Genomic DNA, 12,776 nt, shown 5'->3' with positions numbered 1-12,776 from the left:
TAATGGTGATTTAAACTTTGATAATGGGCTAATTATTAAGGTAGCGAACGGCCATTTCTGTCCGTGATTTTGCATTGGCTTTACGCAGTAAATTTTTAACGTGTACTTTGACCGTGCCCTCGCTGATGTGTAAATCCTCAGCGATCATTCGGTTACTTTTACCTTCTGCCAGTTGTTGCAATATTTGTAATTCGCGAGGGGTCAAGGTTTCTACCCAGCTGTTGTCGTCAATAGCGCTCTCTAATTCATAAAGATAAGCTTCTACTTCATTACTGATTACCCGATGGCCTAGCATGGCGTTTTTGAGTTGCTCTAACAATAAATCAGGCTCAGTGTCTTTGAGTAAATAACCATCGGCACCAGCGCGTAGCAGTCGAGTGACATCTTGTTTAGCATCAGAAACCGTTAAAATAACAATTCTTGCGGTCACTCCCTCTTGACGCATCGCATTAAGGGTATCAAGGCCAGACATGCCTTTCATGTTCAAATCGAGCAAAATAATATCGGGTTCATTTTCGGCCACAGCGGTCAGTGCTTCTAGTCCCGTGCCGGTTTCACCAAAAAGGCTGAAGTCACTGTCTGAGGTGATTAATTGGCAAATACCACGACGTAATAACGGATGGTCGTCGACAACAAGTACAGAATACGGCTTACCCATTTAAAGGCTCCTGTTGAGGTGGAAAGCTCAGCGTAACAGTAGTGCCACCAAGCTGGTTACTATTGAACGATACTATCCCATTCAGTTTGTTGGCGCGTTCATGCATGATACCAATACCAAAGTGTTGATCTCGTTCTACTAAATGTGTCACACCGATGCCATCATCACAAATTGAGATAGTAATTATGCCCTTGTCGGTTAACTGACAATCTATCACTATATGCTCAGGGGTAGCGTGTTTTATTGCATTTAATGTCGCTTCACGAATTAATTGCAAAATATGAATGTGCTGTTTTGCTTCAAGTAAGTGCGCTGATAGTTTGTAATTCAATTGGATATCAATTTGGCTTTGATGGCGTAACTGATCCAACATTACGTCGATAGCTTGCGGTAAATTAGGTTCTTTAATGGTTAACCTAAAGGTCGATAACAGTTCACGTAATTGAACATAAGCCGTACTGACACCTTCGTTTATCTCCATCAATTGGGCTTCTACTTCTGGGCTTCTACATGAGTCATTGAGGCTTTTGCGTAACAAACTGACTTGGATTTTTAAAAAAGATAATAATTGCCCAATTGAATCGTGTAGTTCTCGGGCAATCACAGCACGCTCTTCGAGTAGCGCTAATTGTTGGCGTTGTTCACTTGCATTATGGATGGTAATAGAGCGCGTTAACATCATGGCGAAGTTTTCAAACAGTAATCGGTTAACTGGTCGATGAGATATCACATCCAAATAGCCCAATTGAGTCTTTTCTATTAATAATGGAAAGTGTAACGATTCAATCGGTAATTCATCTGGCCAGCCCCCTTCAGCCTTAATGATGTCTTTAGAGCCGTCATCATGTTCAATAACTAAGCGTAAATAGGATAAATTTTCATAATATTTCAATTGATTGATTGCTGATTGTAAGGCTTTATAGTCGAGTTTATTGGCATGTAACATGACAAGGTTGTCGTATAGAAACTTTAACTCGTTATTTGTGCGGGTCAATGCCAAGGTTTTTTCGTTGACTTGGTTTTCTAAATCTTCATATAAGCTGGCTAATTCAGCGGCAGTTTTTTGCAATGCATTACCTAAGGCGGTGAGTTCAATATAGTCCGTTTTAGGCATTTTAACTTTGAAGTTTCCTTTAGAGATTGTTGTGGAACTTTCTATCAATAATTGCAATGGCTTAACGACGCGCTTACGGGTAAATGCCACCGCAAAAAAAGCAATAATCAGTAAAATAGATAAACCAATAATTTGCCCAATAACCAGTAACTTTAATTTAAAGGCGGCGAACTGTTCCATGTTCAGCACTAAAGTATCAATGGTGTTAACAAAGTCGGTTAACGAAGCGGAGTATAGGCGGATGTTTCCTTCCTCAATATAGACTTTCATTACTTGCCACTTATGAATAACCAATACGTATTGGTCACGCATTTCTTTTGGGCTATACCATTCAAGCGAGCGTTTAAGCGCTTCAGAATTGAGTGTTGTTTCGAAATCAGCAATTTTTTCATCGATATTATGGCTGCCAATATTGGCGTCAAGCAATAGTCGGTAGCTTTGCATTCGTAGCGAGCCTGAGGCGTTTATTCCTCTGGCGTCTCCCAAGCTAAAAGTTAAACTGACGATGGAAAACACCGCTAAGCTTGATGACAATAAAATCACCACGAGCATTAAACTTAAAATGGTGGAGGTAAGGCTGCCACGAGTAAACATAAAGTCCTGCTGTCGATAACGGTAAGGGATTAAAAATAAGCAAAAGCCCAGTTTTATACCAGGTTCAATAGTGTGTTCTACATTAGGTGTCGCTTGAAAACATTAACAAGTTTGCAAAAGTGTGAAACACATCCTGTCTACATATTGATCTGGCGCAAACTTTAGTCTCTATACCCCATAAGAGGTATATTTAAAGCCGTTTTAAATAGCTAACTTTGTCTCTAGAGATGTCGTGATTATTAAATTAAATATAATGTAACACGGAGATGAAGGGTGATGAAGATGAACGCAAAATCAATTGCACTGAGTGCAGTGATTGCAGCCAGTTTTTTAGCCGCTGGCGCAATGGCGAGTGAGAAAACCGAACCTCGTAATGAAGTTTATAAGGATAAATTCTCAAAACAGTACGACAGCTGGCATGCTACTGATGAAAGCAAAGAAGTTGTCGATATGTTAGAAAAAGTACCTAGCCTAGTTGTTTTATGGGCAGGTTACGGTTTTGCTAAAGATTACAATGCACCTCGTGGTCATATGTATGCGGTGACTGACGTTACTAATACATTACGAACCGGTGCACCAAAAAATGCACAAGACGGTCCAATGCCAATGGCCTGTTGGAGCTGTAAAAGCCCTGACGTACCTCGGGTGATTGAAGAACAAGGTGAAGATGGCTATTTCAGTGGTAAATGGGCTAAAGGTGGCCCAGAAATTGTCAATGTGCTCGGTTGTGCTGACTGTCATGAAAAAGGATCTTCAAAGTTACGCATGTCTCGTCCGTTTGCTGAGCGCGCTATGGCAACATTAAATACGCCATTTGATAAAGCTTCTCGTAAAGACAAGCAATCAATGGTGTGTGCTCAATGTCACGTTGAGTACTATTTCGAGAAAACAGCAGAACGTCCTGGTTTTGTTAAATTCCCTTGGGATATGGGTACCACAGTTGAGCAAATGGAAGTGTATTATGACAACATGGAGTTCTCTGATTGGACTCATGCCGTGTCAAAAACACCAATGTTAAAAGCGCAACATCCTGGTTATGAAACTTGGAAAATGGGCGTTCACGGTCAAAATAACGTGAGTTGTGTTGATTGTCATATGCCTAAAGTGACTAATGACAAAGGCCGCAAATTTACAGATCATAAAGTGGGTAACCCATTTGATCGCTTTGAAGAAACATGTGCCACTTGTCACAGTCAAAGCAAAGAGTTTATGGTCAATTTAGTGAATGAAAGCAAACAGAAAGCACAAGACTTAAAGGCACGTGTTGAAACTCAATTAGTTAAAGCTCACTTTGAAGCTAAAGCGGCGTGGGATGCTGGCGCAACTGAAGTTGAAATGAAGCCAATCCTAATGGATATTCGTCATTCACAGTGGCGTTGGGATTATGCCACTGCATCTCATGGTGCATCGTCTCATGCTCCTGCTGAAGTATTACGTATTTTAGGTACTTCATTGGATAAAGCTGCTGATGCTCGAGTTAAATTGGCTCAGTTATTAGGTGCTAAAGGAGTTAAACAACCAATTGCATATCCTGATACGTCAACTAAAGCTAAAGCGCAAGCAGCATTAGGCATGGACATGAAAACCATGAATGCTGAAAAAGCTGAATTCAAGAAAACACTTGTTCCTAAGTGGAAAGAAGAAGCTAAAAAGCGTGAGGCGACTTATAAATAACTGGTGTTGAACCTTAACGCTTTATGGTGTTATTAATCCTTAAATCATAAAAATAGCCCTCATTTGAGGGCTATTTTTTTATATTCGCTCTAAAAACCTCTGGCTTAAGCCGTTGTTACTCGACGTGATAAAAGCCAGCTCAATAATTGCACTAAAATGATGCGTTGATGTTTGAGATGCACTTGAATGGTGCTTTTATGTTAACAAATAAAATGAAAAATAAAATAAAACTTATACATAACAGTGGTTTGAAAATGTGGCCTAATGATTGAATTAACTATTCAACAAATAAATAACAATTACATTTTTTCACACTTTTGGAGGTCGAGATGAAACTCGTCAGCGCTATCATCAAGCCATTTAAGTTGGATGATGTCCGTGAAGCCATTGCAGGCATGGGCATTGAAGGTATGACTGTTACTGAGGTAAAAGGCTTCGGACGTCAAAAAGGCCACACTGAGCTTTATCGTGGGGCAGAGTATCAAGTGGATTTTTTACCTAAAGTAAAATTAGAAATTGCGACCAAAGATGAAAACTTGGACATGCTTATTGAAGCGATTACCAGTGCTGCCCATACCGGCAAAATTGGTGATGGTAAAATATTTGTTACTGATTTAGAACAAGCGATCCGTATCCGTACGGGTGAACTTGATAACGAAGCATTATAGGAGACTGTTATGGAAGAGTTAACTCAATTAGGCCTAACGGTTACTGAATTACGTTTCGCACTAGATACATTTTATTTCCTTATCTCTGGCGCATTTGTGATGTGGATGGCCGCGGGTTTTGCCATGTTAGAAGCTGGCCTAGTCCGTTCAAAAAACACCACTGAAATTTTAACTAAAAACGTATGTTTATATGCAATCGCCTGTGTCATGTTTTTATTGGTTGGCTATAACATTATGTATGTAGACAATGTCGAAGGTGGCTTTATTCCTTCTTTTGGCACATTAATTGGTTCGCAAGCTGAAGGTGCAGATCATGCATTAGAGTCAGACTTTTTCTTCCAAGTGGTGTTTGTTGCTACTGCAATGTCGATTGTGTCTGGTGCCGTTGCTGAACGGATGAAATTGTGGTCTTTCTTAGTCTTCTCTATCGTAATGACAGCTGTAATTTATCCTGTCGAAGGCTACTGGACGTGGGGCGGTGGATTCCTCTCTGAAGCGGGTTTTGTCGACTTTGCTGGTAGTGGTATTGTTCACATGGCTGGTGCGGCAGCAGCGATATCTGGTGTACTGCTTCTTGGTGCTCGTAAAGGTAAATACGGTGAAAATGGTCAAGTTCATCCAATTCCAGGATCTAACTTACCAATGGCAACCTTAGGTATGTTCATTTTATGGATGGGTTGGTTTGGCTTTAACGGTGGTTCACAACTGTTAGTTTCAGATGCTGAAAATGCCAGTGCAGTCGCTAAAATATTCGTAAATACTAACTCTGCCGCTGCTTTTGGTGCTATCTCAGCATTGATTGTGTGTAAAGTTGTCTGGGGCAAAGCTGACTTAACCATGATATTAAATGGTGCGTTAGCAGGATTAGTGGCGATTACTGCTGACCCGCTATCACCTTCACTGTTAATGGCTGGTGTGATTGGCTTAGTGGCGGGCGCTGTTGTTATCTTCTCGGTTATCGCATTTGATCGAATTAAAATTGATGACCCAGTTGGCGCGATTTCGGTTCACGGTGTTGCTGGTTTCCTTGGGGTGATGTTAGTTCCATTATCAAATGCTGATGCTAGTTTTGGTAGCCAGTTATATGGTGCCGCCGTTATCTTTATTTGGGTCTTTAGCGCATCGTTACTTGTATGGTTTATATTAAAAATGACCATGGGTATTCGAGTAACAGAAGAAGAAGAGTACAACGGTATGGATGCTTCTGACTGTGGTGTTGATGCTTATCCTGAGTTTGTGAGTGTCAAAAGCGCTGGTTAAGTTAATTCTTTAATCTAAGTAAAATAAAAAACAGAACCTTTAGGTTCTGTTTTTTATGCATCCAATAAAATTCTTAACGCCGCTGTTGGGGAAAACGAGTCAATGTGCTAGCGTGATATATCGGTATTTGGATGATAAAAACAGTGATGAGGTAACTATGATGCGAGCAGGGGTAAACTTATTGATCGCAGCGATACTTTTTAGCTTGTTGTTTGGTGTCATGAGCCATGCTGGCACTGTTGTGGTGCGTCAATCATCTACGCCTTTTGATGCTTTTGCTGTTCGCGACCAATTGTTACAACAGCACCAATGGCAAGAGCTGTTACGGCAGCAACAGCAGATTACTATCCTACAATCGTTACCGATTGGATGCTTGGCGATAGCGTCACCGTTTAATTATTTTAGCTGTGGCCAACAATTTTATCGTCCCTATGACTATCAAGACACACAAGTGTTTATCCAAATTGATCCTCCTTTGAGTGAGATCCCTGCTCAATAGCGAATGCCTTGGTATCAAACCTTATCTCAGTAGCTTTGGCTGAATAGGCAACTATTGACTATGCTTTTAGATAGCGAATTTCTATCTGAGGGCTGAATTATGTTCACTCGTCACTCAAAAAAGACAGCGGTTGATGCCTGTTACTATCATGACTATTTATCATTCAAATGGATTAAACTTCTACTCGTTACCTTACTTTTCGGTATGAGTGCTTGTCAGTCAACGCCATCTCCAAATCAAGCATTCAAGATTGCGAACCTATTTCATGATGAGCTATTTACGCCAATAGACACAGTTGAGGTTGATGATATTTATCGTTTACCTGAACCATTTGTGGCTCAATTTAGGCGACAGTTTCAAGCGGATAATATGCTTCGTAGCCAGAGTATTATCGCCAATGAATGGTTAGCTCAGTATATTGGTGCTCAAGATGGTGGTTTTGAATACCGCGATAATGTTACTCATACCGCAAGTGAAACAGCGCTTAATCGCCAAGGTAATTGTATGTCTCTGGTGGTGTTATCGGCAGCTTTAGCTGATGTGTTAAATGTGCCTGTTGAGTTTTATGATATTGATATTGAACCCGTTTGGGATAGGCGTGGCGGTTTTTATTTAGTCAACGGTCACGTCAATTTGAGCCTGTTACCAGCGAAGGATTCTCATACTGTGTTATTTAGGGGGACTGATATTTTGGTGGATTTCTTACCTGAACGTTCAGTTCGTGCTTACCATAAAAAAACAGTCAATAAGCGTCAATTAACCGCGATGTTTTATAACAATATAGCCGCGGAGGCATTGGTTGATGCTGATTATGATACCGCTTATTCACTGGTTAAAAAAAGTATTTTGTTAGACCCGCAGTATGTAGCTGCAATCAATACGATAGCGGTTATTTATCGTCATAAAGGTTATGAAGTTGAGGCTGAATATGCATATCGGTTAGCGCTACAAGTTGACTCTCAAGATCTAACGACATTGTATAATTTAGCCTTAATTTTAGGGGAGCAAGGACGTCTACAAGAGTGGGCCGAGATACATAAGGTCCTCGAGTTAGCGAGAATAAATAATCCATTTTATTACTATGATATGGCTCAACAAGCGTATTTTGATAAGCAATATCAAGATGCACTGGTGTGGTATAAACGAGCTGTTGAAAAAGCGGATTATCGGCATGAATTTTATTTTGGCTTATCTCGAGCGTATTGGGCAACAGGTGAGGCAGGGCTTGCTGAGAAAAACCTTAAGCGTGCAATGGCCTTGAGCGATACCCTTCATAAACAAGGCTACCAAATGAAGTTGCAAGCAATGATGCAACACTAATTATTGCGAAGGTGTTTTAGTCTGTGGTTGATAATAGTTCTTTTCTGCAAGCTCGAGTATGTCTTGATAACGATTTGATTGTTTGAGTGAAGTAATTGCGCTATCAATTTCCTCAGCCGTTATTTTATCATGACAGGCAATTTTTCGTTGGGCAGGTTCAAACAGTGAGACTTCTGTTACTTCAACACTCGTATCGAGTTTTGATGCGAGTAAATAGCGATAATATTCAAATATCCGCCTTTCTAGAACGATGACTTGTACATAACCATTAAACAGCATCACAACTTGGCTTTTTTGATTGGTAATCTCACTGAAATGAGGATTGCCGTTGGCAATATCTTTAAATTTATTACCTAAATATTGTTTTGAATTTTGAAAGCCTAAAACGGACAAGGTATTGAGATCACTTATTTTTTCTATATTAAGATTGTTTTTTGATAAGTAGAATGCGCTATTTTTATATTCAATCAAGCTTTGGGTATAAAATAAACCTGCAACATTGTCTGGCGTATTAATCATGCAGTCGATTTTATGGGTTCTAACTAAGCGTTGCGCACGTAAATTTGGTGCATGAACAATTTCTTTAATAGCAATGTTTTTACTGTCGAGGGCGGCTTTTAATAGATCATATTGCACACCAATCTCTTCATCAGCGAAGAAATACGGAGCAATACTATCACTGGTTGAAAAACTAATGCTGTCGATCATTAGCGGCGATTGTTCATTCTTGCTCAGCGCGTTCAATTTATCTGATAGGGGGACATTTTCTATTGGGGATAATAAAGTGGCAGATAAGGGTCTACAAAAGCCTAATAATAAGTTAAATAAACAGATAGAAAAAACGATATTGCTTTTCAATGGTTAGTCTCCTCAGGAGATACTGCTTAGTGTTAAATAGATCATCATCCTTGTGTTGATTCATGGTAATAACCAAAGTAAAGCACATTAACAGCATGAGTACACTTTGATTATAAGACAAGTTATCTTTAGCGTCATTGAATATAAAAAAATCATCAAATAGCCTTACTTAATACTCCGTTTATACCAAGGTCCTGTCGGATCATCAGTCATTGTTTTAGCGTATTGCTAACGAATCAATTTTTATTGTCTCTTTTATCGGCCCAGATGAGTAATACTTGATTGATTTGTCGATAAATACTGGTTAAATTGAAGATTCTTATTCATTTTCTCGATGGTTTTTTATCATTTCTTAATGGATTGTATCAGCTGATTTAGCCTTATATTAAATCAGATAAATTATATGTTTTGCCGGAGTTGTAACCACTATGCATTATCAAAATGACGATATTCGTATCGATGAAATAAAAGAATTGCTACCTCCAATTGCGATTCTAGAGCGATTTCCGGCAACCGAACATGCATCAACAACCGTTTTCAATGCACGTAACAGTATTCATAATATTTTAGCGCGTAAAGATGATCGCATCTTGGTGGTGATTGGCCCTTGTTCAATCCATGATCCTGTTGCCGCGTTAGAATATGGTCAACGTTTGGTTAAGTTACGTCAGCAGTATAAAGATCAGCTTGAAATTGTTATGCGAGTGTACTTTGAAAAGCCGAGAACAACGGTTGGTTGGAAGGGGTTAATCAATGATCCTTATATGGATAACAGTTTTCAATTAAATGATGGCTTACGCACTGCTCGTAAACTATTAGTTGATTTGAACGATGCTGGAATCCCAACCGCGGGTGAGTTTTTAGATATGATAACACCTCAATATGTTGCCGATATGATGTGTTGGGGCGCTATTGGGGCACGCACGACTGAGTCGCAAGTTCACAGAGAGCTATCATCAGGTCTTTCTTGCCCAGTCGGGTTTAAAAATGGTACCGACGGTACCATTAAGGTGGCCATTGATGCGATTGGGGCTGCTAATGCTCCACATCATTTCTTATCGGTGACTAAGTTTGGTCATTCGGCTATTGTCTCCACTAAAGGTAATCCTGATTGCCATATTATTTTACGCGGTGGACGCACTCCCAATTATAGCGCTGAACATGTAGTTGATATTGCTCAGCAGCTGACTAAATCAGAATTGCTTGATAACATTATGATCGATTTTAGCCACGCCAATAGCAGTAAAGATTATAAAAAGCAGATGATGGTTGCTGAAGATGTGGCAGGGCAAATATCTCAAGGAAATTATGCTATTTTTGGTGTAATGGTCGAAAGCCATTTAGTTGAAGGGCGTCAAGATTTAATTGAAGGCAGTGCTCTGTGTTATGGGCAAAGCATTACTGACGCTTGTATAGGATGGGATGATACCGAGACGCTGCTAGCGACATTAAATCAAAGTGTCCTGAACCGTCGCCAAGCATAAAGTGAGTGTAAACTGACGTAAAAATAAGGCGCTAAATGCGCCTTATTTTTTTATACCTTGTACTAAGTATTCATTGGCCTTAGCTAAACTGCCAAAAGCCGATATTAGATTATCACGGCCTTTTTCTTGCAACTCAGGGTTACCTGATTCAATCATCATCCATACCCATGTTTGTATTAGTTGTAATGGTGGGTACTGAATTTTTGAATTCTCCAACATAAAGTATCCTTTAAACTCGTAAATCGTTGTTTGTTTACTATCAAACAAGCATTTTTATGTAACCAAAGAATAACAAATTCTGCTTACAGAAATAACTCAATTTAGATTAAAAAAGCTTAAAAGGGCTAAAAAAGTTTGAAATATAGTATTTATGACTAATGCGAATTCTATAAATATACTACTAAAGTGCTACTTGTGTACTACTTACATGCGATTAATCCCCCCCTTTTATGATCCTGGTGAGTTTGCCGTTATTACATCGTAATGTGAGCAATGTCTGATAAGAAAATGGCATATAATAAGACAATCAATATTAGATCGTCGTAAACTGCCTAGCAGCGGTAAATAACTGGAGCATAAATGAGACCTTCTGCGTATTTTGAAGGCCCGGTAGGGAAGTTAAATTGGCATGTTTTACGCCTGTTATGGCCATATTTACTAGAATTTAAAGCGCGCGTGATTTTGGCTATGATTTGTTTAGTGGTTGCTAAGCTCGCCAGTGTTGCATTGCCATTTCTTTTGAAAGAATTAGTCGATACCTTAGATAAACAATCTCCGGCCCAGCTTATTGCAGTCCCGGTTGGCTTGGTATTAGCTTATGGTGCGGTTCGTTTACTCAATGTCATTATTGGTGAGGTTCGTGACACCTTATTTGGCCGAGTCACCGAACGTGCTATCCGTCGTCTTGGGCGGGCGGTATTTGAACATTTGCATCGACTTGATCTTGATTTTCACTTAGATCGTCGCACTGGTGGCTTATCCCGCGACATTGAACGTGGCACCAGTGGTGTCAATTTTTTAATGCGTTTTATGGTATTTAATATCGTACCAACCCTGCTTGAGATTATGCTTGTTATTGGGGTCTTCTTTTATAATTATGGCATCAGTTTTGCGCTGATAACCTTAGTTTCTGTTGTAGCTTATATTGGTTATTCTATCGTAGCGACTGAGTGGCGCACCGGTTATGTGCGTGATGCTGCCCGAGCTGACTCGCTGGCCAATACTCGTTCAGTGGATAGCTTGTTAAATTATGAAACCGTAAAATATTTTAATAACGAAGAATTTGAGTCACAACGATATGACTCTGCACTTGAGCAATGGGAAGTGGCAAAACGAAAAAATCGTTTATCATTGTTTGCCCTAAACGGTGGTCAAGCGTTAATTATCGCTGTGGCTATGACAGCTATGATGGCATTAGCGGCTTATGAAGTAAGCCAGGGCTCAATGACTATTGGTGACTTTGTGTTAATTAATGCATTTATGATGCAGTTGTTTATTCCGTTAAATTTCTTAGGGTTTGTTTATCGTGAGATCCGCGGTGCATTAGCCAATATTGAGCGTATGTTTGATATTTTAGACAAACAACCACAAGTATTAGATTCGGATGATGCTATTGAGATTAGCCCAACGATTGGGACGATAAAGTTTACCGATGTGAGTTTTCAATACGACCAACGCCCTATTTTGAACAGTGTTAGCTTCGAGGTGCCAGCAGGGAAAAAAATTGCTGTAGTCGGTGACAGTGGCGCGGGTAAATCAACTATTATTAAATTGCTATTCCGCTTTTATGATGTTGCTAGTGGTGCAATCACTATTGATGGCATTGATGTGCGTCACTTTAGCCAGCAAGCTTTGCGAAGAGCTATTGCTGTTGTCCCGCAAGATACTGTGTTGTTCAATGATTCTATTTACGAAAATATTCGCTATGGTCGTGCCGATGCGACTCATGATGAGATTGTCGCTGCAGTTAAGCTAGCGCATTTGAGTGACTTTATTGAATCATTACCAGATAAAGGCAATACCAAAGTGGGGGAGAGAGGTTTAAAGCTCTCAGGTGGAGAAAAACAACGAGTTGCTATTGCTCGAGCGGTGTTGAAGGGCTCGCCCATCCTAGTGTTTGATGAAGCAACATCGTCTCTCGACTCACGATCTGAGCAAGCGATTCTCAGCGCCCTCAGAGATGCTGCTAAAGGACACACAAGTTTAGTGGTGGCCCATCGTTTATCGACCATTATTGATGCCGACCAAATAGTAGTATTGAGTAAAGGTAAGATTGTTGAGCATGGTACTCATGTCAGTTTGTTAGCTAAACAAGGTCTTTATGCACGACTTTGGCATATTCAACATGAACAAAAAAATCTGCCACATGCCTAGTGGACGTTGCTATGTTGCGAGGTGATATAAAAGAATAAAATACCGAAGTTGCTGTTTTTCATTTATGCTTTATTGACTATGAGTAAGGCTTATACAGCATTTAAGTTTTACATAAATGGCCGCTATTTATAACGCTAAACGCTATAATTGAATACTTAAGCAGCAAAGAATAGCGCGTAAACTGACTTGTTAGATCTATCGTGACTGAAATTTTTGACGGCAGTGATCAACGCAGTTAATCTATAGTCCGACTTATGGTGTATTATCCCCAGAT

Annotated in this window: 11 protein-coding genes; 7 read left to right on the top strand and 4 right to left on the bottom strand. The window is 39.8% G+C overall.

The annotated features are described in order from the left end of the window. Positions 1–28: 28 nt before the first annotated feature. Both H5123_RS00270 and narQ read right to left on the bottom strand, forming a co-directional pair. The gene (locus tag H5123_RS00270; protein ID WP_182696666.1) at positions 29–658 is read right to left on the bottom strand and encodes a response regulator; all 630 of its coding nucleotides are present in this window, start codon (positions 656–658) and stop codon (positions 29–31) included. Continuing rightward, positions 651–2,366, bottom strand: coding sequence for a nitrate/nitrite two-component system sensor histidine kinase NarQ (gene narQ / locus H5123_RS00265; protein WP_182696665.1), 1,716 nt, complete (start codon positions 2,364–2,366; stop codon positions 651–653). The genes H5123_RS00270 and narQ overlap by 8 nt, the downstream gene beginning before the upstream one ends. Before the next feature lie 282 nt (positions 2,367–2,648). Between narQ and nrfA the strand changes: the two genes are divergently transcribed. The 5 genes from nrfA to H5123_RS00240 all read left to right on the top strand — a co-directional run bounded on the left by nrfA (position 2,649) and on the right by H5123_RS00240 (position 7,787). Then, positions 2,649–4,040 carry an ammonia-forming nitrite reductase cytochrome c552 subunit gene (nrfA, locus tag H5123_RS00260; protein WP_182696664.1) on the top strand — a complete coding sequence of 464 codons (1,392 nt, stop codon included), beginning with the start codon at positions 2,649–2,651 and terminating at the stop codon, positions 4,038–4,040. A 329-nt stretch (positions 4,041–4,369) separates the two neighbouring features. Next, positions 4,370–4,708 carry a P-II family nitrogen regulator gene (gene glnK / locus H5123_RS00255; protein ID WP_011636110.1) on the top strand — a complete coding sequence of 113 codons (339 nt, stop codon included), beginning with the start codon at positions 4,370–4,372 and terminating at the stop codon, positions 4,706–4,708. A gap of 9 nt (positions 4,709–4,717) precedes the next feature. Then, a complete protein-coding gene (locus tag H5123_RS00250) occupies positions 4,718–5,968 on the top strand; it encodes an ammonium transporter (RefSeq protein ID WP_124018058.1) in 1,251 nt (416 codons plus the stop codon). Positions 5,969–6,023: 55 nt separating this feature from the next. Continuing rightward, on the top strand, positions 6,024–6,467 hold the full coding sequence (locus tag H5123_RS20755; protein ID WP_310736125.1) for a hypothetical protein: 444 nt from the start codon (positions 6,024–6,026) through the stop codon (positions 6,465–6,467). Between the two features lie 99 nt (positions 6,468–6,566). Next, the gene (locus tag H5123_RS00240; protein ID WP_259395562.1) at positions 6,567–7,787 is read left to right on the top strand and encodes a tetratricopeptide repeat protein; all 1,221 of its coding nucleotides are present in this window, start codon (positions 6,567–6,569) and stop codon (positions 7,785–7,787) included. Here H5123_RS00240 and H5123_RS00235 read toward each other — a convergent pair whose 3' ends face one another. Beyond that, positions 7,788–8,645 (bottom strand): ABC transporter substrate-binding protein, encoded by an 858-nt coding sequence (locus H5123_RS00235; RefSeq protein WP_220487506.1) that lies wholly within the window; start codon positions 8,643–8,645, stop codon positions 7,788–7,790. It abuts the gene before it with no gap. 428 nt (positions 8,646–9,073) lie between these two features. Here H5123_RS00235 and aroG point away from each other — a divergent pair, with 428 nt between their 5' ends. Further along, a complete protein-coding gene (gene aroG / locus H5123_RS00230; protein WP_124018056.1) occupies positions 9,074–10,129 on the top strand; it encodes a 3-deoxy-7-phosphoheptulonate synthase AroG in 1,056 nt (351 codons plus the stop codon). A 42-nt stretch (positions 10,130–10,171) separates the two neighbouring features. Here the strand turns inward: aroG and H5123_RS00225 are convergent, their stop codons facing one another. Beyond that, a complete protein-coding gene (locus H5123_RS00225) occupies positions 10,172–10,348 on the bottom strand; it encodes a hypothetical protein (RefSeq protein WP_124018055.1) in 177 nt (58 codons plus the stop codon). Between the two features lie 360 nt (positions 10,349–10,708). On the opposite strand from H5123_RS00225, the gene H5123_RS00220 reads away from it, so the two are divergent. Next, positions 10,709–12,502, top strand: coding sequence for an ABC transporter ATP-binding protein/permease (locus tag H5123_RS00220; RefSeq protein ID WP_124018054.1), 1,794 nt, complete (start codon positions 10,709–10,711; stop codon positions 12,500–12,502). Positions 12,503–12,776: the final 274 nt, after the last annotated feature.

This window comes from Shewanella sp. SR43-4, assembly GCF_014163845.1.
GTDB classification, from domain to species: domain Bacteria; phylum Pseudomonadota; class Gammaproteobacteria; order Enterobacterales; family Shewanellaceae; genus Shewanella; species Shewanella vesiculosa.
This window is presented reverse-complemented; position numbering and strand designations above follow the sequence as displayed.

Coding starts and splice junctions, on each gene's coding strand:
- H5123_RS00270 (WP_182696666.1), bottom strand. CDS start 658: ATGGGTAAGCCGTATTCTGTACTTGTTGTCGACGACCATCCGTTATTA.
- H5123_RS20755 (WP_310736125.1), top strand. CDS start 6,024: ATGCATCCAATAAAATTCTTAACGCCGCTGTTGGGGAAAACGAGTCAA.
- glnK (WP_011636110.1), top strand. CDS start 4,370: ATGAAACTCGTCAGCGCTATCATCAAGCCATTTAAGTTGGATGATGTC.
- narQ (WP_182696665.1), bottom strand. CDS start 2,366: ATGTTTACTCGTGGCAGCCTTACCTCCACCATTTTAAGTTTAATGCTC.
- H5123_RS00220 (WP_124018054.1), top strand. CDS start 10,709: ATGAGACCTTCTGCGTATTTTGAAGGCCCGGTAGGGAAGTTAAATTGG.
- H5123_RS00250 (WP_124018058.1), top strand. CDS start 4,718: ATGGAAGAGTTAACTCAATTAGGCCTAACGGTTACTGAATTACGTTTC.
- aroG (WP_124018056.1), top strand. CDS start 9,074: ATGCATTATCAAAATGACGATATTCGTATCGATGAAATAAAAGAATTG.
- nrfA (WP_182696664.1), top strand. CDS start 2,649: ATGAACGCAAAATCAATTGCACTGAGTGCAGTGATTGCAGCCAGTTTT.
- H5123_RS00225 (WP_124018055.1), bottom strand. CDS start 10,348: ATGTTGGAGAATTCAAAAATTCAGTACCCACCATTACAACTAATACAA.
- H5123_RS00240 (WP_259395562.1), top strand. CDS start 6,567: ATGTTCACTCGTCACTCAAAAAAGACAGCGGTTGATGCCTGTTACTAT.